The organism is Paenibacillus sp. EKM211P, assembly GCF_011066175.1.
In the GTDB taxonomy this organism is placed as follows: domain Bacteria; phylum Bacillota; class Bacilli; order Paenibacillales; family Paenibacillaceae; genus Paenibacillus; species Paenibacillus polymyxa.
In genome coordinates, this window is sequence record NZ_JAAMNS010000002.1 from 19577 (window position 1) to 38083 (window position 18507).

The window sequence follows — 18507 nt, forward strand, 5'->3', positions numbered from 1 at the left end:
AGTCAAGGGAGGCACTCAAAAATGAATGAAAAGTACTTTACTCCGAGGGAATTTTCCGATCTATGTAAAGTTAATAAGCAGACATTACTCTATTACGATCAAATTGGCCTTTTTTCTCCGATTTACAAAAACGATAAAGGATATCGTTTTTATTCTATTCGTCAATTAGAATGGTTCAACGTGATTGAATTGTTAAAAGATCTTGGAATGTCACTCAAAGAAATCCAGCAGTATATGAAACACAAATCACCTGCCAGCTTTTTATCTTTAATGCACCAACAGAAAGAGAACATTGTTAAAAAAAGAAAAGAAATTGAAATGACGGAAAGGATCATTGACGCAAAAATAGAACTCATGGAAGAGGCATTGCGGTTAGATTTTCATCAGATTTCTCTTGAAGAACACGCAGAAGCAACACTTTATCTTAGTAAAAATATAAAAAATATTTCGGAAGAAGATTTTGTGAGAGTGGTTTCAGAATTTGTTGACGAATTATATGTATCATTTCTCGATACAGGATATCCTATTGGGGGTATTACAAAAAAAGAGCAAGTATTGAAGGGTGAATATACGAACTACAGTTATCTGTACATAAAGCAACCTAATCCTCGGGAGGACTATCCTTATTTGAAAACTAAGAAAGGATATTTTCTAACGGGCTACCATATTGGTGAAGAAAAGAGCATTCATGAAACCTATGATCGACTTTTTTCGGAAATGGATCGACTAAACTTATCTTTAGGAGATTATGTTTATGAAGAATATATATATGATGCCGTGGTAAAATACCGGGAAAAAGATTATATTACCAAAATTATGATGGAAGTCATATTAGAATAAGGGTAGGCTCCTACTTTACCTCAATCTCTCCTTCATCAGGCTACGAAAAGAACTGAAAAACTATTTTGAGGAAGAAGAAGCAGCCGAGGTTATTGAATCGTTAATTAAGAATGACTCAGTTTGGAGATTTTACTTTCTCGGGGCAATAGGGGGTTACAGACACGGGGAACTGATTGCTTTGGACGAAGATGATTGCGACTTTGTAAATAATCGGTTGCGTATCGAAGAAAACATTTCACACACTGAAAATAGACAGGCAGACATAACCGACACAAAAAATGAAACCTCCGAGGAATACGTGGATATGCCAATATGGCATATAGAGGAACTATCCACCCTTGTCAAAGCTAACACAAAGGCTCGCAACATGAGTACGCAGATAACCGCAGAGGACCACGCACTCGTCCGTACATACTTATTATTACCGCAGGCACTTACCGCTTTTGAACGCGACAAACGTATACTTTCAGAATCAGCCGGATTACGCACGCAGGCCCCAATGCAGAAGTTGTCGAGCGGGCGATGAACGCAGTAAGCGCGAACTAAAGGACATACGAGCCACTATGTGCAGACGTGGCGTTAAAAAGTATACGAAGAAACGCAGGATTCCGTTCAAGTCGTCGCGCTATATCAATGTCGAGGTTACCACGGACGCTTTATGATGCTCAACTCGTTCGTTGCAGCAGAACCTAGAATACTAATGCGAAAATACCTCGGGCAGGATACTCGTAAAGTAGCACCGCTCTAAATACGCTACGTCTATAAACGAAAAAAAAGCGCCTGCCTCCGAAGAGACAAGCGCTTAGTTTATCGTTATGTTAAATACGAGACCATAACGTAATAGTCCGTACAGGAACCACAGGATGATTCCTCCGATGATTAAACCGGAAATTATCCTCGCTGCCTGTTTATCTACCGGAAACATATCCCAAAAACTCGGATCGTTATCGACTTCTTCAGTTGCCTTCGTTGCTACTGCGGATTCTTGATCTTTCACTCTGAATCTCCTCCGTATCTAGCCACATTCCCCTAAATAATACCACTGAAATTGACTACTGTCACTAATAGAAGAACGGACTATTCGTTAGATTTATTACTTTTCCCCGACAAGTTTAAACTCACCGTCAGCGTAACTACCGATATCATAGTTTTGAACGGACAAATTGACTGCTGTGGATTCCGTCCATTTCGGCATTCCCGGCGCATCACTATAGTACTTCTTGACCGCCGCTATAAGACTATCAGCCTTTGCTCTCAACTCGCGGTCTCCAACATTGTATGCACCTTTTCCTTTATACGCAAGCTCCATCGTTGGTTGATTAGTAACGTCCATAGTCACGCTATCAAGATTACCCCCATCTTGGCTGAAGTATATCCGATCCACTACGAAATCATCGGTGACTACTGAACCCTCGATAACGTGGGCTGCTTCCGTCATATACGCGACTGACTTATATGTAGCTATTTCTTGCGCGCTAGTATCCTGCGCTGCCTTAACGTCATCCACCGACTTCGCTAGGGCTGCGTTTTCCGCTTTTAGCGACGATACCTGCGCCTTTAGACTGTGGTTCACAACTAACAGTACGATCGAAGCAATAATTGCAACGCCTGCTAGTATCGTCGCGACTAATGCGAGTTTATTTAGTGGCGCTGTCTGTTTTGTCTCTACAACTTCATAACTACTTAATTCCTCCATAAAATACATCCTCTCGACTAATATAGACACATTTTACTATGTATCCAGCTCGCAATCTAGTATATTTTTCCTATATCTATAAAGAAAAAACGGACCCACCTACGCACTATCGCGCGAATGAGTCCGTTAAGCCCGTTACTTCATACCTTCCGCCTTTTGTTCCGACTTGAACGTAGAGTACACGCCTGTCTCGATCAACGCGTACGACACAATGTCTACTCCGATTTGCCACGTTCCGAAATCGGGCGCGGCTCCGTACTTACGTGAGACCGACGACTGCTGCGATGAATAGCGGATTAGTCTTCATTAGTTAACTTTTTATATTAGCTAAATAATCTTTTTTACTATCTAACTAACTAATTAATTAGATAATGAGTAATGACAATTGGGATGAAATTGTGTAAACTAAAGATGTAACGTATTACAAAAAGAAAAAGGTCGCTAATATCGCAAGACATAGCGCGGCCCTATTTAATCCCATCTTATTTTACGAAAAATAGCCGTTATCTTTGGTCGGAAGCGGGCTATTTTTCGCGTCTTATTACAATGACGAGAGCAGCAAACATTATCATTAAAGACAATGATTCATATACGGTCATAAGCGGTCACCTCCTGGGTAGCCGCTTTTTGCTATGCCTTGCTTGCCTAATTATACAACACATCCCCTCTCACTGCCTACTAGTTTATACTCTCCTAGAAAATAACGCCCACCTCCGAAGAGATGAGCGTTACGCACATACGTTTTATATTTTCGTATTACGTTTTGCCTACGTACTCTTAACTAGCCGATCGACCGGACTGGCCTTCTCGTGCTCCGCTTTAAATCGCTGTTTACAATCGCCACGTAACGCTGTGTCATTTCCATAGTAGCGTGGCCAAGAGTCCGCTGAGTAGCGAAGGCGTTCGCACCATTACGTAGGAACTCTAACGCAAACACATGCCGCAAATCATACGGTCGGATATGTGTTCCGATCTTTTTGCAGTATATTTCTATCCGGTCGCCCCACGTATGGCGATTAAGCGGCCGCCCTTCGTACGAACAAAATATCGGAACGTCATCGCCACATTCAGGTGCGCGTACCGATATCAGTGCGCCTTCGTTGTAGTCTCCGATATAGAAAGCGTCCGTGCCACACGACCTTTCGCCACCTTCGCCGGTACGTAAATCTCCCGCAAAGATGCGTTAAAATCCTGCGGTATTAGCTTCGTACCCTCCGACGGGCGGATGCCTGTATCAAGCGTTAAAAGGATGAGCGTATAGTCGCGTAAACCGACAAATGTGTTTTGGTTAGGCGCGGCCAACAACGCATTAAGTACGTCTACCTCGATAGAGACCGCCCGGTCTTCTGTCTCCCGTTTCTTCATAGTTGCGAGTGGGTTCGTGGATAATTCGCCTCACTTATGCAGTAGTTAAAGAACGTACGCAAGTAAACGAGTCGATTGTTAAACGTTGGTGGTGCGATGTCTTGCGCTAAATGCTCCATTACTGCGTCCCTCAAAGCTTGCTCCGAGTCCCACGCGTTAGGAAACCGCTTGAATAGCAGATTAACGGTTCGATCGTAGTCGTCCAACGTATACTGACCGACTCCGTCCTCCAGCTTCTTGTACGACAGGAACTCCGTGAGAAGCTGACGCCAGTCCGTTCGGTTGCCCGCCGTAGGTTTTATACTTCGTAATCTTGCCAAAACAAAAACGCCTCCTCCGCATGTTAACGGTGAGGCGTTTCCTTGGTCCTGTGTAGTTATAACGGAGTAGTCCGCAGGTACACAGGAACTCGCGTTATTTTCGTCCATTTAACGCTAATGTGATCGGGATAAAACGTTGATATGCCGAGGACCGGGATCGAACCGGTACGGTAGTCACCTACCGCAGGATTTTAAGTCCTGTGCGTCTGCCAATTCCGCCACCCCGGCAAGCATTTAGGAACGCTATTTTACACTTACTTGTTCTTGTCTTACAAGTATCTGAGAAGCTTACTTACTAAGAAGTGTTCTCGTTATGTAAATGTCGTTCATCTGGGCACCAACTTATAATACGATATTTTTATCAAATTGTAAAGTGTTTTTTTAAAAAATAATAAAATTTCTCTTTTTGTATAACTTGTGCACATTTGAACTACACTAATAAACGTCTTTCCAAACCACCAGAAGGGGTGTTACGAATGCGTGAAGGTATGATTCCAGCTGTTCTTGGGACGGTAGTATCGGCTTCAGGCGCTGTGTTGCTGAGCAGTAAGTACAAACTTGCAGCTACAGGCATTCTCGGTTTCGGACTGGCTCATGTTGTTCTGGGAGCGATTGATTTGATTGAGCATCGCTAGTTGTTTGGAAAGTACCGGGCGGGATTTATCCTTCCCGGTTTATTTTATAAGCGTTTAATATGGAGCATAAGCGTTTATGTAAAGTGTAGAACTGACCATGCCTAAGAAGGAGCGTGTAATGTGCTATGAAAAAACATAATTCAAAAAAAAAGAGTCTTACTGACGATCAAATCGAATATAAACAATCTCTGGATAAGCGTGAACCAGGATTTGATCGGATTCCTGACCCTGGTGCCGATTCACCTGCAGCTACCGATATGATTGATGAAGCCGTAGGCCGTGGAATAGACAAACTACGTAATGATTTTACAAAATAAAGCATGAATTATAAGTCACAGGTTTTTGTTAAGCATCACTTGAAGATAAGCATGATCCAACCAATAATTGAGATCCACAGCACAATGCTGATGGAGAGTCCACACAAGAGACCAAAAGAGAAATTACCTTCACTCTTCGGCATAGCACTGCCAAATTTCAATCTAAGCTTCATTTGATTCCAGTTCATAGAACCCCCTCCTTAAGTTCTATTTCGGAATATGAAGCTTATTTTTGTAGACCTATAGTCATGTTTTTAAAAATAAAAAAGGGGTTTTTGTCCTATCAACCTGAGCGCGGCAACAGAATTACAGCTATGCCTACTAAACAAATCAATCCACCAATGAAATCGTACAAGTCAGGTGTCTTTTTATCAATCCACCAGCCCCATGCAATGGAAAGAACAATAAAGACACCTCCGTATGCTGCATATACACGCCCAAAGGAGGAGAAAACCTGGAAGGTGGCAATGACTCCATAGACAGCTAAAATCACTCCGCCGCAAAGTCCGACATACCATGTCTTGCCTTCTCGCAGCCACTGCCAGATCAAATATCCACCTCCGATTTCGGCGATGCCAGCCAAAATAAAAAGTAAAGCTGCCTTTAACACTCCATTTCACATCCCTAATCTTTTTGACTTTTCAGTCATCTCATTAAAGTAATCGGCCTATAATAATAATCAATGCAATTACGCCAACCAGAATAAGCAGATTACTGACCTGACGCCAAAGGCTTGAAGCTCCCTCGGAGTGAAGCTTCCGCTGATTGGCATCAAAGTTTGCTTTGGTTCCCTCAGCATCTGCTGGACTAGAAAATGGTCTGTTTTCTTCATTCATATGAAAACCTCCTTTGCAATCCACTTTAATCATACCAAACTTTTCCGTCGATTTCGCGTTGCATTTATGCTTATACTTTACCACCATTTCCAAACGGAGCTTCATATGTACGTAGTGTACAAACCATATGTCGATATTTCACTGAATATAAAGTATGATGGCGAATCAAGGTAGAGTGGGTATTTAGACGCCTTTCATTGCAGGACGGTAGTTATGGTATAATTTAGTCAACTTGTTCAAGATCATAACCAGAGCACAACAGTTACTCACCCTGTCCTAAAACTTGCATCTAAGAATCCACATCTGCGGTTACAACCTGCATATTCTGTTTGTAGACCTAGGAGGAGGATACGGATGTCCCCTATTTTTATAGCTAGTTTAATGATAATGGGTATATTTTTATTTCAGGCAGCCATCATTTTGGGCATCATACATTGGGTTTCTAAACGTACCAAGCGTCCAGCACAAACCAAAATGTACCTTATAGTGGGTTTGCTTGTTTTTATATCAGGCTTCCTTGTGTGGGACAATTGGATACAATCGCAGGAACTCAATGGGTGGACTATGATTAGTCTGATAATGATCATGATTAGCGCCTACATACAACTTAGAAAACACAAAGAAAAACACTAATCCCATTACCAGCATCAAAGGAGGAGCGCCATGAAATCTCACTCAACACGCTTTTGGTTACAGAGGGTGCTACTGCTAATGCTTGTTTTACTCTTTAGCGGCTCTCAACAATCGTTCATTGTTGCCGATGCCGCCCCGCCAATTAATGCTCATGCCTCTGCCAAAGCCAGGCAATTACTTGCCTATTTAACTAATGTACCGGATGGTATGCTAATTTCTGGACAGCATGATTATTTAGAGGCACCGGATGAACAAAATAACAAGCTGCAACAAATCAGCGGACAATTCGCAGGACTTCACGGCTATGAGTTTGGTGGGTTGGCTAATCAGTCCCGTACTGCTTTACGAGAGCAACGTCAGCGCGTTGTGAATAGTGCTATTGAATGGAGCCAGGACGGCGGAATCGTAGCTATCACCTTTCATCAGGCGTTACCGGGCAAGCCAAAAACGTGGAAAAACGTACAAGCAAAAATTACTCAAGCTGAATTTAATCGTTACATCACGCCGGGTACCCCGCAATATAAGCAGCTCATCGCTGATTTGGACGAGGCGGCTCTGTCCCTTAAGACCTTACGGGATGCGGATGTACCAGTTTTATGGAGACCCTATCATGAAATGAACGGCAACTGGTTTTGGTGGGGGAACAAACAAAATTACGCTAAGCTGTGGGATCTAATGTATGATCGGTTCGTACATGTCCATCATTTAGATAACCTATTGTGGGTCTGGAGTCCCAATGCCCCGAACGCATACAGCACGCCCTATAATCTGTCCTTTCCAGGCATTAACCGGGTAGATGTGCTTGCAGCCGATATCTATAATAATGATTACAAATCCTCCTACTACACTGAATTGCTAAAGCTTGCACAAGGCAAGCCTATGGGAATCGGAGAAAGCGATATTCTGCCAAGTGCGAAGGTGCTACAGAATCAGCCAGCCTGGGCTTATGCTATGACATGGGGAAAGGAACTGTCGGCAACTAATTCGCAGGCAACCATTAGACATTTTATGAACCAAAATAATATTATCACACGAGATCTTCTCCATGAGTCCCTCCGCTGAAAGAAAAAAGCTTGTACTTTGCTCCTAGAGCGAAATACAAGCTTTTTTCATACCCAGTCAAAAGAAACTCTCTAACTATTTCTGATTACCTCTTCAAGATCAAGATCGGCATACGCCTCTTCACCAAGATGTACGGATACAATGGTGTAGATCCGCTTGGTTAATCTAGACATCAGCCGATCACCTGGTGCTACGGAATATTCTTCCCGAAAATCCCCAATCTTGTGAAAACCGCTGGACATGTGGATGTACAAGTTGCCCCTACGTGTTTTACCATGTACCAACATCAAATCTCCTCCTGCTGTGTGACCAACCTAATTTCCCTGTTATATCTATATCGGTCAGAACAAGATAGGATATAAGTCCCTGGTCCCTTCTTTCGTTTCACTCGTTAGTGCACATAAACGAAACGGGCCTGTCAGTGTTATGACAGACCCGTCTTTGTAAAGTTCACTTTTCTAATTAGAAAGAAACTATTATTGATAGGATTCTGCAATCGCATTGGCTGCGATGATTGCATTATACACATCATCAGGACTAACCGGGAACGGCATGTTGATCATCGTATCATTTGCCGCACAAGCAGCTTCAGCCACCTGGCGCCATTCAGCCTCAACAAATTCCTCTACACCCAGGTCACGAAGAGTTAATGGAAGCCCTACATCCTTAACCAGCTTAATCACAGTCTCCAGCTCTTCTTTTGGCGCGTTTTCCAGCACCAGCTGAGTTAACAAGCCAAAAGTAACTTTCTCACCATGCTGTGCTTTGTGGAGCGAAGGAACAGCCGTCATACCATTATGAATAGCATGTGCCGCTGCCAATCCACCTGATTCTGCTCCCACACCACTCAGATAAATAGTCGCTTCAATCGTATCCTCAACCGCACGAGTATACACTTTACGATCCACTGCGCGTTTGGCCTTCACAGCATTTTCCAGCAATGTATCATAACAAAGGCGAGCAAGTCCCAGACCTGTAGTGGAAGGCTTGTTCAGCACCAGATTGTCCCCGTTGGCCTGATAGCAGGCACGAGCTTCAAAATAAGTTGCCAGTGCATCACCAATTCCTGCTGCAAAGAAACGTGCAGGCGCCGCTGCCAAAATACCTGTATCCGCAAGTACTACATCTGGATTCGTAGGCAGGAACAAATATTCATCAAAAGAGCCATCCTTCTTGTAAATAACCGCAAGCGCGGTACAAGGAGCATCTGTAGAAGCAATCGTTGGAAAAATAACAACAGGCAGCTTTTCATAATATGCTGTTGCCTTGGCGGTATCCAGCGTTTTTCCCCCGCCAATCCCTATAATGATGTTCGAACCATGTTTACGTACTAATTCACGGTTACGATCAATCTCTTCTTTTGTACATTCATATTGGAATTTCTCGAAGACCACTTGGTTACCAGCTGCTTCAATCGAAGCACCTGCCTCCTTTTGGGCTCTTTCAAGTATAAACTCATCGCAAATAACATAGGCTTTATCGCCATAATCCTTGATGTAGTCATTTAACGACGAGAGCAGATTTTGTCCAGAAATAAATTTCTTGGGTGAAGTGACGGACCTTACAACATTTGTCATGTAAATTCCTCCTCAGCTTTGACTCATACTCAAATTAATAATGATTTGGGCATGTGACCCCTTAACTATAAACCTCTTTCCACATTATTAAAAGGCTTATTATGGAATATTTTATGAACAAATTGTGTATCTATTATTCTTGAAGAGTCGAAATCCATTCAGAGTACAGGATGCCCATCATAATACGATCATAGCTGTTGCCATCACGGAGAACAGCGGAACGAACTCTACCCTCCAGCTGGAACCCTGCCTTTTCATAGGTACGGATCGCTTGTGTATTGTACTCAATCACATCCAAGCCGACCCGATTAAGATTCAGCTCATAAAACGCATAACGAAGAATGAGACGTATAGCTTCCGCTCCAAACCCCTTGCCACGGTAGTCTGTATTACCTATACCTACTGCCAGCTGCCCGCAGCGATTATTCCACTCAATCCCATGAATAGCAACAAATCCGATCAAGACATCGTCTGCCAATGTTCTTAACCGAAAATAGATCTCGTTAGAGCTAGGAGATCCTTCCGATTCCATCTGTTTCAACGTGTAGGGGAGTGCCAAATCCGTATCTACATTTCGCAAATACTTCGCATCCTCGCCCCATTTGAACATCAGTTCAGCATCTTCTTCCCTAACTGCCGCCAGTTTTATTCGTTCCCCGTAAAACAAATTTTCGATTTTAATAACCCTTCAGCTCCTATTATGAATTGTGTACGATGTTTTCCGTCATCATTGTCATGTTATCCAATGTCCGCAATATGAGCTCTCCCTTATGAATTCAATGTTTAAATTTTACAAAATAATCACCCCTAACACAACCAAATCATTACAATTATCATGGTGGGAAATACAAAAAGACCTTGCAGCTGCAAGGTCTTCGTATTCCTAATATTTGAACAACATAGCAACCAGTTGATATCCAGCTCCGATCGTCCAGAATAGCACATGATCGCCACGCCGGATACGACCTGATCCAATACCTTCATATAGAGCAATGAACGGGCTGCTGGTACCTGTATAACCATAACGATCACCCACATAAATCATCTGATCATCCTCTAGCTCCAAATGATCCTGGATCTTCAACACATTGGCCAATGAAAACTGCGACAGACAATAAGCCCGCACATCCTGAGGCGTCAGCCCATTCTTTTTTATAATGCGTTCAAGCAGCTCAAATGTTGGAGGCAGGGCCATATTGGCGTCGAACGGAAGCCATTGAATATATTTTCCGGGCGCGTTCCTTTGAAGTGTCGCCGCTAACCCCTGAGCTGGGTACAAAATTTTATCTATATTGACGGGGTCCGTAAAATACAGGGAATCTATGAATCCAGTTTCCTCTTCAGTACGCTCCAAAATAACTGCGCACGCAGCATCCCCATAGTTCGCATAAGTAATCTCATCCGCAGGATCGGAAATGAGCGAATTATAATCTGAGCCGATAATAAGCGCTGTCCGTACATCGGGATTAGATAACATCGACCGACTGGCTTGATCGACAGCTACTGTCATCCCTGCACAATTCGCATTGGAATCCATCACTGCCACATCATGTCTGGCCCCAATCGCCTGGTGAACAAACAAGGCATTCATCGGAAACAGCGACTCAGGAACTTGAGTGGAGAACACGATCATATCCACATCACGACCTGTCATACCAGCTTGCTCCAATGCTTTTTGCGCAGCTGCTATCCCCATAGTTAGACCGTTTTCGTTGGGGTCATCAATGATATAGCGGTGTTTTCTTCCCATATGCTCCATGAAGCGCCGGATATCTTTTCCCCGCTCGTCAAAATGGCGAATATAATATTCGTTATTCAACGAGTGGGACGGATGATACGCTCCCAGTGCTTTTATTCTGATATGGCTCATCAGGTTTCCCCCTTACTCATACGTCAGCGCATTATTGTACTACAATATCTACGTTGTTTAATCCTGCTTCACGTGCTACGCGACCAAGCTGCATTTTAATAATCGTTTGCTGGAGGCTGATAACAAAAATTATTTTGGCAAATCCAGTTTCTTTATAACGTGCAAAAGAACCCTTCAGTTTCTCTACTTCACCTGGTCCCAAAAGTGCCATTTGGGTGCAGTCTACCTTGAGTGTAAAGCTCGATGCCTGAATAGATGAAGTTTTGGCGATATAATCCTTTACAAAGCTGTCGTACTCCTCTTGGCTAAAAACTCCATTCACTGCCATATGTACCGTTTTAATGACTTGATCCACTTCGATGGTATAAGGATGTTGACTCATTTTAGAAAGACTCCTTTGATTTCATTTTTTGTCTATTAAGAGTATCGGAATAATAGGTAGAATTTTTAATATAAAACGAGATACATCACCCCTAATATATTACAAAATTGTGAATACACAAAAAGCCGTCACCACTTCTAGAAGAAGCTACTGACGGCTGAAAAAATTACAAATGCTCATATGGAATTAATTCGTAAATGTATGACGACCAAGTGAGATGACAGCCGGACGGCTTTTACTCCATTTGGCTGTGGCAATCGCTGGGTTGTAATAAAACAAGGACCCATTGGTCGGATCAGCCCCATTAAGTGCCTGTCTGGCTGCTCGGTACGCAGTCTTGTTGGGCTTCAGGCGGTATTGACCATCCTGTACAGCGGTGAATTGACCCGGCTGTAAAATAACGTCGGGAATCGAGCTTGGAAACTCGCCGGACTGCACACGGTTTAATACGACAGCGCCAACAGCTACTTGTCCTTCAAACGATTCCCCACGCGCCTCGGAATAAATGATCCGTGCCAGTTGATCCAACGCGGTTACGCGGACCTTTCCGAACGAATCCAGCTTGGCCTGTGTTGCCGCTCCCGCTATACCATCAGGCGTCAGACCGTTATCCCGCTGAAAACGAGCCACCGCTTTGCTGGTCAAAGAGCCATAGTATCCCGTAAAACCAGCTTTGAAGTAACCGAGTGAATGAAGCTGCTGTTGAAGCTCCAGCACCCGTTCGCTTTGAATCCCTTTCTTTAAAGCTGACGATTGTGCCTGTGCTTGTCCTGGTGCGACTGATAATACTGTACCTAACATGCATGCGCAGGACAGGATTAAAATAGATAATTTTTTCATATTCCAGACAACCTCCTCTTTCATGTTCTGTCCGGTGCAACCATTCCGGCCTGTACAACTCAGGGACGTTTATCCGATGATGCTTCTTTTGCCATAACTTATGACTAGCTGCGGAAATGACGCGTGGCTATATATGGAATCGGATATTGATGCATTCACACGTCCGTTGCAGTATACCACAAGCCGCATTTACGTATCATCCGGCTCTGGTCCTAAGAATAACTAAGCTAATAAAACACCATTCCTAAGGGGCTGACGTGTATGAGAGGGCAATAGACCACATTTCGACTACACTTGAATACGTGACTTTTTTCGCTATTTTTCGATTCAATCTACCCAGGACCTGAATCTGACATTTGCTTTTTCAAACCACATTTTGTGCACATAAATATAGGCGAATGCATAGGGTAGCGTACGATCATTCATTTCGAGTAACAGAAAGGCAGGAAAGGACACGTGAATTCATATATGGATTACACCTCTCCCACTGTACAGTTCACCTATGATTTAAGCGACAATATTTTGTTTCAGAAAGATGCTCAGAACTCAGTCAACGAGCTGTCGATCCAGCAGCTGAATACATTAGCAAATGTATCGCTACTGGATATCCGTCTCAGCACTGCTAATGTTGTAGAGCCTCACTACCATCAAAATGCCACAGAACTAATATACTGTATTTCTGGAGCAGTGACCGTGTCACTGATTAATCCCTTTACTCGCGAGTTACGACATTTTCCGATTACACCTGGACAGGTGGCTAACGTCCCTCAGGGATGGTGGCATTATCTAGTCGCCACGGTGGACAACACTCACTTGTTGGCGATTTTTAACGCTCCAGTCCCTGAATTCATTTTAGGCTCCGATGTTTTGCGGCTAACGCCGAGTAACATTATGGCTCATACTTACTGCCTGGATGAGAAAAAGGTTCAGGAAGCGCTCGCCCCTATTAAAAAACCTGTCATCATCGGTCCTCCCAATGACTGCAAGCAGCAGCCACCTCGAAAACCAGGGATTCATGTAAGGCTAAACGATACTTCATCACATCGTCAGATCGCCCCCCAAAGAGGTTACACCTATACTCATGGATACCCTGGCTTTTCCTTTAATCCCTATCAAGAGCAAGATTAACCCTAGTCAGACCTGAAGTACGCCGGAATCCCCCTTCCCTGTATGTTCGCCGTTACCATAAGACTTTCCCTCTCATAAAATGCCAATGTGTATAAGAGGGGGTGATTGAATGGACGCTTACTACAACTGTTTGAACTGTATGAATAAAAAGGTGCGTATTCTCACCATTGACGGAAAACAGTACGAAGGAACCATTACGGATGTGGATCGTAAAAATGTGTACTTAAAAACCGAGCGGAACGGACGTGTACAAACGTCTGCCTTTTATCCTTACGGGTATGGTGATCAAATCTTAACTTTGAGCCTATTTACCCTATTAGCGATTGCTTTAATTTAATCCTCATCCATCTCCCGTTTCGGCTTATTGATGCCAAAACACCCCATTTGACAGCTCCCCAGCCCTGCACAGTTGTGTTGGGCTTGTGCGCTGTTATTTGGGGTGTTTTATCATACAATCCATTCTCTAAAGCACTTAACCCCCCACCGGTAATATACCAATGAGGGGTTAAGCTACTCAATTGAATTTAGATCCAGAAAGACTTTGTAATGATAACGAGCAGAATGAACAATACCAGAATAGCTCCTGTCGATGTCCAAACGCCTGGGTAGCCCCCTACCGAACCGCCACCGCAACCTCTTTCACATTCACTCATGGATCATTGCCTCCTTTAATTCAAGGTACAACATAGCTTATGTATGGAGCTTTCCTATGGACCGGGCTTTTTGGCAATGTTATGAATATTTTCACGGATGGGCATTAGCCTACACCTTTCCTAGGCAGGAGCATAGGATATCACAACTAATCCTGAAGGAGTGAAGCAATTGAATTCAAATCAAATGTTTAATTATAACGTTAACCAACCTTTTCCTCACCATCCTACCTCCCACCATGTCGTGGTACACCCCGTAGATCCATATGTCGTAGAGACATTAAAATCAATGATCGGCAAGTACGTTGTACTTGAAACAACACGTGGCAGAATTGATGGATGCGTAGTAGATAGTAAGCCTGACCATGTCATCTTGGATGTATACGGAAAAAAATTCTTTGTTCGAATCAGCGAAATCGTATGGATCATGCCCAGCTAAACAAATCAGACATTAAAAATCCTCGCAGATCCTATCCGGATTCGCGAGGATTAATCATGACATGAACCTTCTAATCAAGCGAGCCTGCCAATGAAGCACGAAGTTCATCTATCGTTCCATTGTACTCATCTAGATCGACTTGGCCGCTAATACCTGGAACACTGCCTGTGCTACTGTATTGCCAAGCCCACCAGCTATTCCAAGCTGGAACTGCGGTCGGCTTTTGCGTAGTGCTGTATCGCGCTACCCACAATTTATACATAGAAAACGTAGGATCAAACTTGGAAGCAAAGACATTTCCCGTGTATACGATCGGCTCACGTCCGGTAAGCTTCTCCATTTCATCCAAAAATGCATGAGCCACTTCACTGATCTGTGCGGAAGTAAGACCTTTAGGATTATTTTCGTAATCCATCACAGGGGGCAGATCCAGCCTTCCTCCTGCTGAATCTAGAGCCCTGGCGAAATTAGCTGCTTCCTGGCGAGCTCCATCTACGGTAGTTGCGTTTAAAAAGTGATAAGCGCCAACCAGGATGTTAGCATCTCTGGCCCCCTGAACATTTGCTAAAAATTGATTATCTTGATACTTGGTGCCCTCTGTAGCTTTAATAAAAGCAAATGTCTTGCCTGCTGCCGCCACCTGCTGCCAATCAATATTGCCATTATGGTGCGAGACGTCAATCCCCTGCGCGTGTCCGTCAGAAGAAATCGTAGGCTCAACAGGTATAGTAGATATAACAGTATCGGTAGATGCTGACTCCTCCGAAGCCTGATCCAACGCTATGACAACTTTACCATCATCTGCATTAATAAGATGAAAGGGTGTGCTGTGATCAAGATCAACCACAATACGTGCCGAGGCTGGGTTTGTGCTAAACATGGAGTATCTTACCTTGGAAGCATCTAGATCTTCTGTGACTAGAAAGCTTCCTTGTCCACCATTGTTAATAGATTGCGAAGCTGGAAATTCCTCGCCAAACTTCGAATCAGGTATATCTATAACAATACGATCTGGTTGAGTCAATGTGGTTACTTTGGGGCTTACCTTTCCATCCACCGTTATCATCAATTCGTGATTGTTGAAGTTAATTTGGTGTATAGCTGTACGCTCACTCTCTGTAGCATCACTTGCAGCTTGAGTAGCAGAGTGATCATGGGTGGTCACGCTGTTTCCGCTTGAAGCAGACGGAGTCGTCAAAAATACGGTTTTAAGTTCGTTGTTCCAGACCACTTCAACTCCTGTCTGTTCAGATACAAAACGAAGTGGAACATAAGTCGTCCCCCCGTTCAGCAAAGGAGCTACAGCCAGCCCCATCGGTTGATCATTAACTGAGGCAATGGGATTGTTGACCTGAAGGCTCAGGTTGAGATTTTGTTTATGTATAGTTATGGTACCTGTCTTGGATTCCCAATTCACACTATAACCCAATTCCTCTACAATAAGACGGAGTGGAACCAGCACATTGCCCTTTACTTCCTGAATCTGCGCACCCTTGCTGACACTTATATCTTTACCGTCCAGCTGAATATGTGAATTTGAAGACGCAGCGTGACTTTCTCCTGGAAATGCTAATAGAAACAGAAACAAAAAAGCAAATAAACTAATTTTCTTCATATGTACCCTACCAATCTCTAATTTTTCACTATGTAAATTTTACATTCTATGCACCTCTGAAGCCTCCATTTTGATAGACGCGACTCCTATGTAAAAAGTTACGATTCATTCATTATATATTTCAGCCTTGTAATACGAAAGCACTAAAAAGCTCCGCCAGCTATACGCAAGCAGAGCTCTTTCCAGTTTTACTAATCTCATTTGCTACAATCTCATCACAAGCACATACTTCCAATTTATACAGTTACAAACGTTAGCCCTACAAGAATGATCGAAGTAACAGACAGTACAAGTAAGGGCAGCATTGCTTTCTCTCTTAAAGTCTTAAAGCTCACATTCAGCCCCATGCCTACCATAGCCATCGTTAACATAAAGGTAGTAAGCTGAGAAAGTTCGTTCATTAGATTAGGTGGAACTAAAATATATTTTCCAAAAACATAACTTCCCAAAATACTTGCCGCAATAAAGCCAATGAGGAACCAGGGGAACTCCACTTTAGTACCTGTACGAATCTTTCCGGTTCGTTTCATCCAATACATTAAAATAAAGCTAAGCGGTATGAGTAAGAAGACACGCCCCAGTTTGGCTAATAAACCCATGGCAAGAGCATCCTGTCCGGCAGGCGCTGCTGCTAAGGCCACATGTGCAATTTCATGTAAGCTGATGCCCGACCAGATTCCATATTGCATATCCGTCAGAGGAAGCCAAGGTCGAAGCACTGTAAACAAAATAGCAAATACCGTTCCGACCAAGGCAATGAGTCCAACTCCTATGGCTGTATCCTCATCGTCCGACTTTAACAAGGGAGATACAGCTGCTATTGCTGCTGCACCGCAAACTCCTGTTCCAATCCCTAGAAGTAGAGAAAGCGAAGCATCTGCCTTACATCGTTTGGCCAGCCAAACCGTAAAAAAAATGGCGAACACCACAGTGCCTACATCACGTAAAAGCAACCCCAGCCCCTGATGAATAACAACATCCATATTCAGCTTCAGTCCATACAACACAATAGCTCCGCGCAGTATTTTCTTAGCTGAAAATTCAATTCCTGAGCGTACAGCTTCAGGATATCCCCACAACTGTCGGTATAGTATAGCGAGAAACATCGCACATGCCAATGGACCTACATAATGAAAGCCTGGTACTTCATTCAGGACGTATCCCGCCAGTGCGAAGATCATCGTTAGCACAATGCCGAATAAAAACCGAAACAATCGACCTTTGTTCAATAAAAGTTTGCTGTGTTGAATATGACTTTTCATGCTGATTCCCTCCAATTCTACATGCATACAGCTTAATATGTATTTTGTCATAAGAAAAATAAATCATTACAATAATGATAATAAGTAAATAGCATGATTAAATTGGAGGAATAAGCTTTGGATCAATCTTTAGTCGTTTTTGTTAAGGTTGCGGAGAAACAAAACTTCACACGAGCTGCTGAGGCACTACATATGACCCAACCTGCGGTAAGTCAATATATTCAAACATTGGAACGCAGTGTAGGAACCCGGCTCTTGGAGCGAAGTAATAAATATGTGCGCTTAACTAAAGCAGGTGAAATTGTGTATCATCATGCCCAGGAGATTATCCGACTCCATACACGTATGCAGTACTTGGTGGATGAGCTAATGCATACGGCAAAGGGTAACCTGTCTATTGGTGCAAGCTACACGTATGGTGAATATGTATTACCACATGTAATTGCGCAAATGAGAATTCAGTACCCACTCATTCAGCCCTCCATTACCATCGGCAATACATTGGAAATTGAAAAGCTCGTGATCCATAATCAACTGGATGTGGGCATTATCGAAGGAGAATTTCAGCATGACCATTTGCACATTGAATCCTTCGCCGATGATGAAATGGTTATTGTCGTTCCGCAAAATCATCGTTTGGCCGGTAAATCTCAAGTGGATATAAATGAGCTGCATGAGGACATCTGGATTCTGCGGGAAGAAGGCTCTGGAACCCGGGAGGCGGCTGAAAAGATGTTTGCACAGCTTCGATTTTATCCTTCTCATATGATGAATTTTGGCAGTACACAGATCATCAAAGAGTCGGTAGAAGCAGGCTTGGGGATTTCTTTGCTGTCCCAATGGGTAATTCAAAAGGAACTTGCTTTGGGAACATTAGAAGTATTGGATATTCTCAATCTCCCGTTCATTCGGAAATTTTCTTTTCTGACCCCTTCTGCGATATTTGAGACGAAAGCAACCACTGCTTTTTTGGAGATTTTGCGAGATTATAATGTGAAAAGGTAATCTGCGAAAGAAAAAAAGCACCCATTAAGGTGCTT

The 18507-nt window shown here is 43.3% G+C and carries 26 protein-coding genes and 1 tRNA gene; 8 read left to right on the top strand and 19 right to left on the bottom strand.

What is annotated here, in order from left to right; genetic code table 11:
* Positions 1-21 precede the first annotated feature (21 nt).
* On the top strand, positions 22-840 hold the full coding sequence (locus tag G9G57_RS03090; RefSeq protein WP_019687998.1) for a MerR family transcriptional regulator: 819 nt from the start codon (positions 22-24) through the stop codon (positions 838-840).
* 802 nt (positions 841-1642) lie between these two features.
* On the opposite strand, the gene G9G57_RS03095 is transcribed toward G9G57_RS03090, so the two are convergent.
* The 7 genes from G9G57_RS03095 to G9G57_RS03110 all read right to left on the bottom strand — a co-directional run bounded on the left by G9G57_RS03095 (position 1643) and on the right by G9G57_RS03110 (position 4449).
* Positions 1643-1837 (bottom strand): hypothetical protein, encoded by a 195-nt coding sequence (locus G9G57_RS03095; RefSeq protein ID WP_017428100.1) that lies wholly within the window; start codon positions 1835-1837, stop codon positions 1643-1645.
* 96 nt (positions 1838-1933) lie between these two features.
* Entirely contained in the window at positions 1934-2536 is a 603-nt protein-coding gene (locus G9G57_RS03100) for a hypothetical protein (protein ID WP_017428101.1), read from the bottom strand.
* A 524-nt stretch (positions 2537-3060) separates the two neighbouring features.
* Entirely contained in the window at positions 3061-3135 is a 75-nt protein-coding gene (locus tag G9G57_RS26345) for a putative holin-like toxin (protein ID WP_220124463.1), read from the bottom strand.
* Positions 3136-3317: 182 nt separating this feature from the next.
* Positions 3318-3716, bottom strand: coding sequence for a tyrosine-type recombinase/integrase (locus G9G57_RS26275; RefSeq protein ID WP_316562497.1), 399 nt, complete (start codon positions 3714-3716; stop codon positions 3318-3320).
* Positions 3623-3901 carry a tyrosine-type recombinase/integrase gene (locus G9G57_RS26155; RefSeq protein WP_026065486.1) on the bottom strand — a complete coding sequence of 93 codons (279 nt, stop codon included), beginning with the start codon at positions 3899-3901 and terminating at the stop codon, positions 3623-3625. The genes G9G57_RS26275 and G9G57_RS26155 overlap by 94 nt, the downstream gene beginning before the upstream one ends.
* Positions 3898-4221 (bottom strand): site-specific integrase, encoded by a 324-nt coding sequence (locus G9G57_RS25725; protein WP_026065487.1) that lies wholly within the window; start codon positions 4219-4221, stop codon positions 3898-3900. Before G9G57_RS25725 ends, G9G57_RS26155 begins: the two co-directional genes overlap by 4 nt.
* 142 nt (positions 4222-4363) lie before the next feature.
* A tRNA-Leu gene (locus G9G57_RS03110) sits at positions 4364-4449 on the bottom strand.
* A gap of 248 nt (positions 4450-4697) precedes the next feature.
* Here G9G57_RS03110 and G9G57_RS03115 point away from each other — a divergent pair.
* Together G9G57_RS03115 and G9G57_RS03120 are read left to right on the top strand one after the other, a co-directional pair.
* Entirely contained in the window at positions 4698-4856 is a 159-nt protein-coding gene (locus tag G9G57_RS03115) for a hypothetical protein (RefSeq protein ID WP_013311032.1), read from the top strand.
* 125 nt (positions 4857-4981) lie between these two features.
* Positions 4982-5173, top strand: a complete 192-nt coding sequence (locus G9G57_RS03120; RefSeq protein ID WP_025365320.1) for a hypothetical protein — start codon at positions 4982-4984, stop codon at positions 5171-5173.
* Between the two features lie 35 nt (positions 5174-5208).
* Here the strand turns inward: G9G57_RS03120 and G9G57_RS03125 are convergent, their stop codons facing one another.
* The 3 genes from G9G57_RS03125 to G9G57_RS03135 all read right to left on the bottom strand — a co-directional run bounded on the left by G9G57_RS03125 (position 5209) and on the right by G9G57_RS03135 (position 6009).
* A complete protein-coding gene (locus tag G9G57_RS03125; protein WP_164964474.1) occupies positions 5209-5361 on the bottom strand; it encodes a hypothetical protein in 153 nt (50 codons plus the stop codon).
* Positions 5362-5456: 95 nt separating this feature from the next.
* Positions 5457-5783 (bottom strand): YnfA family protein, encoded by a 327-nt coding sequence (locus tag G9G57_RS03130; protein WP_013371956.1) that lies wholly within the window; start codon positions 5781-5783, stop codon positions 5457-5459.
* Between the two features lie 43 nt (positions 5784-5826).
* The gene (locus tag G9G57_RS03135) at positions 5827-6009 is read right to left on the bottom strand and encodes a hypothetical protein (RefSeq protein WP_016821496.1); all 183 of its coding nucleotides are present in this window, start codon (positions 6007-6009) and stop codon (positions 5827-5829) included.
* Positions 6010-6672: 663 nt separating this feature from the next.
* Here G9G57_RS03135 and G9G57_RS03145 point away from each other — a divergent pair.
* Positions 6673-7704 carry a glycosyl hydrolase gene (locus G9G57_RS03145; protein WP_044785305.1) on the top strand — a complete coding sequence of 344 codons (1032 nt, stop codon included), beginning with the start codon at positions 6673-6675 and terminating at the stop codon, positions 7702-7704.
* A gap of 71 nt (positions 7705-7775) precedes the next feature.
* Here G9G57_RS03145 and G9G57_RS03150 read toward each other — a convergent pair whose 3' ends face one another.
* The 6 genes from G9G57_RS03150 to G9G57_RS03175 all read right to left on the bottom strand — a co-directional run bounded on the left by G9G57_RS03150 (position 7776) and on the right by G9G57_RS03175 (position 12373).
* The gene (locus G9G57_RS03150; protein WP_013371960.1) at positions 7776-7991 is read right to left on the bottom strand and encodes a hypothetical protein; all 216 of its coding nucleotides are present in this window, start codon (positions 7989-7991) and stop codon (positions 7776-7778) included.
* Between the two features lie 189 nt (positions 7992-8180).
* Entirely contained in the window at positions 8181-9281 is a 1101-nt protein-coding gene (locus G9G57_RS03155) for a glycerol dehydrogenase (protein WP_016821499.1), read from the bottom strand.
* A gap of 133 nt (positions 9282-9414) precedes the next feature.
* Positions 9415-9948, bottom strand: coding sequence for a GNAT family N-acetyltransferase (locus G9G57_RS03160; protein WP_016821500.1), 534 nt, complete (start codon positions 9946-9948; stop codon positions 9415-9417).
* A 216-nt stretch (positions 9949-10164) separates the two neighbouring features.
* Complete coding sequence (locus G9G57_RS03165) at positions 10165-11151, bottom strand: ketoacyl-ACP synthase III (protein ID WP_016821501.1); 987 nt, start codon at positions 11149-11151, stop codon at positions 10165-10167.
* 31 nt (positions 11152-11182) lie between these two features.
* Positions 11183-11533, bottom strand: coding sequence for a hypothetical protein (locus G9G57_RS03170; protein WP_016821502.1), 351 nt, complete (start codon positions 11531-11533; stop codon positions 11183-11185).
* A gap of 186 nt (positions 11534-11719) precedes the next feature.
* The gene (locus tag G9G57_RS03175) at positions 11720-12373 is read right to left on the bottom strand and encodes a cell wall hydrolase (protein WP_016821503.1); all 654 of its coding nucleotides are present in this window, start codon (positions 12371-12373) and stop codon (positions 11720-11722) included.
* A gap of 456 nt (positions 12374-12829) precedes the next feature.
* Between G9G57_RS03175 and G9G57_RS03180 the strand changes: the two genes are divergently transcribed.
* Positions 12830-13501 (top strand): cupin domain-containing protein, encoded by a 672-nt coding sequence (locus G9G57_RS03180; protein ID WP_016821504.1) that lies wholly within the window; start codon positions 12830-12832, stop codon positions 13499-13501.
* A gap of 109 nt (positions 13502-13610) precedes the next feature.
* Positions 13611-13838 (top strand): hypothetical protein, encoded by a 228-nt coding sequence (locus tag G9G57_RS03185; protein WP_016821505.1) that lies wholly within the window; start codon positions 13611-13613, stop codon positions 13836-13838.
* A gap of 187 nt (positions 13839-14025) precedes the next feature.
* Here the strand turns inward: G9G57_RS03185 and G9G57_RS26160 are convergent, their stop codons facing one another.
* Positions 14026-14154: a hypothetical protein gene (locus tag G9G57_RS26160; protein WP_016821506.1), complete on the bottom strand. Its 129-nt coding sequence runs from the start codon at positions 14152-14154 to the stop codon at positions 14026-14028.
* Positions 14155-14323: 169 nt separating this feature from the next.
* Between G9G57_RS26160 and G9G57_RS03190 the strand changes: the two genes are divergently transcribed.
* Positions 14324-14590, top strand: a complete 267-nt coding sequence (locus tag G9G57_RS03190) for a DUF2642 domain-containing protein (protein WP_045244401.1) — start codon at positions 14324-14326, stop codon at positions 14588-14590.
* A 70-nt stretch (positions 14591-14660) separates the two neighbouring features.
* Here the strand turns inward: G9G57_RS03190 and G9G57_RS03195 are convergent, their stop codons facing one another.
* The gene (locus tag G9G57_RS03195; protein ID WP_164964475.1) at positions 14661-16205 is read right to left on the bottom strand and encodes a GH25 family lysozyme; all 1545 of its coding nucleotides are present in this window, start codon (positions 16203-16205) and stop codon (positions 14661-14663) included.
* Positions 16206-16441: 236 nt separating this feature from the next.
* Positions 16442-17467, bottom strand: a complete 1026-nt coding sequence (locus tag G9G57_RS03200; RefSeq protein ID WP_016821509.1) for a YeiH family protein — start codon at positions 17465-17467, stop codon at positions 16442-16444.
* Between the two features lie 117 nt (positions 17468-17584).
* Here G9G57_RS03200 and G9G57_RS03205 point away from each other — a divergent pair, with 117 nt between their 5' ends.
* Positions 17585-18472 carry a LysR family transcriptional regulator gene (locus tag G9G57_RS03205; protein ID WP_164964476.1) on the top strand — a complete coding sequence of 296 codons (888 nt, stop codon included), beginning with the start codon at positions 17585-17587 and terminating at the stop codon, positions 18470-18472.
* The last annotated feature ends 35 nt before the right edge of the window (positions 18473-18507 follow it).

What these genes read in the sequence shown, in the direction of transcription:
- G9G57_RS03090 (WP_019687998.1), top strand. Translation starts at nt 22, where the DNA reads ATGAATGAAAAGTACTTTACTCCGAGGGAATTTTCCGATCTATGTAAA.
- G9G57_RS03100 (WP_017428101.1), bottom strand. Translation starts at nt 2,536, where the DNA reads ATGGAGGAATTAAGTAGTTATGAAGTTGTAGAGACAAAACAGACAGCG.
- G9G57_RS26155 (WP_026065486.1), bottom strand. Translation starts at nt 3,901, where the DNA reads ATGAAGAAACGGGAGACAGAAGACCGGGCGGTCTCTATCGAGGTAGAC.
- G9G57_RS03115 (WP_013311032.1), top strand. Translation starts at nt 4,698, where the DNA reads ATGCGTGAAGGTATGATTCCAGCTGTTCTTGGGACGGTAGTATCGGCT.
- G9G57_RS03120 (WP_025365320.1), top strand. Translation starts at nt 4,982, where the DNA reads ATGAAAAAACATAATTCAAAAAAAAAGAGTCTTACTGACGATCAAATC.
- G9G57_RS03125 (WP_164964474.1), bottom strand. Translation starts at nt 5,361, where the DNA reads ATGAACTGGAATCAAATGAAGCTTAGATTGAAATTTGGCAGTGCTATG.
- G9G57_RS03135 (WP_016821496.1), bottom strand. Translation starts at nt 6,009, where the DNA reads ATGAATGAAGAAAACAGACCATTTTCTAGTCCAGCAGATGCTGAGGGA.
- G9G57_RS03145 (WP_044785305.1), top strand. Translation starts at nt 6,673, where the DNA reads ATGAAATCTCACTCAACACGCTTTTGGTTACAGAGGGTGCTACTGCTA.
- G9G57_RS03150 (WP_013371960.1), bottom strand. Translation starts at nt 7,991, where the DNA reads ATGTTGGTACATGGTAAAACACGTAGGGGCAACTTGTACATCCACATG.
- G9G57_RS03155 (WP_016821499.1), bottom strand. Translation starts at nt 9,281, where the DNA reads ATGACAAATGTTGTAAGGTCCGTCACTTCACCCAAGAAATTTATTTCT.
- G9G57_RS03165 (WP_016821501.1), bottom strand. Translation starts at nt 11,151, where the DNA reads ATGAGCCATATCAGAATAAAAGCACTGGGAGCGTATCATCCGTCCCAC.
- G9G57_RS03170 (WP_016821502.1), bottom strand. Translation starts at nt 11,533, where the DNA reads ATGAGTCAACATCCTTATACCATCGAAGTGGATCAAGTCATTAAAACG.
- G9G57_RS03175 (WP_016821503.1), bottom strand. Translation starts at nt 12,373, where the DNA reads ATGAAAAAATTATCTATTTTAATCCTGTCCTGCGCATGCATGTTAGGT.
- G9G57_RS03185 (WP_016821505.1), top strand. Translation starts at nt 13,611, where the DNA reads ATGGACGCTTACTACAACTGTTTGAACTGTATGAATAAAAAGGTGCGT.
- G9G57_RS26160 (WP_016821506.1), bottom strand. Translation starts at nt 14,154, where the DNA reads ATGAGTGAATGTGAAAGAGGTTGCGGTGGCGGTTCGGTAGGGGGCTAC.
- G9G57_RS03195 (WP_164964475.1), bottom strand. Translation starts at nt 16,205, where the DNA reads ATGAAGAAAATTAGTTTATTTGCTTTTTTGTTTCTGTTTCTATTAGCA.
- G9G57_RS03200 (WP_016821509.1), bottom strand. Translation starts at nt 17,467, where the DNA reads ATGAAAAGTCATATTCAACACAGCAAACTTTTATTGAACAAAGGTCGA.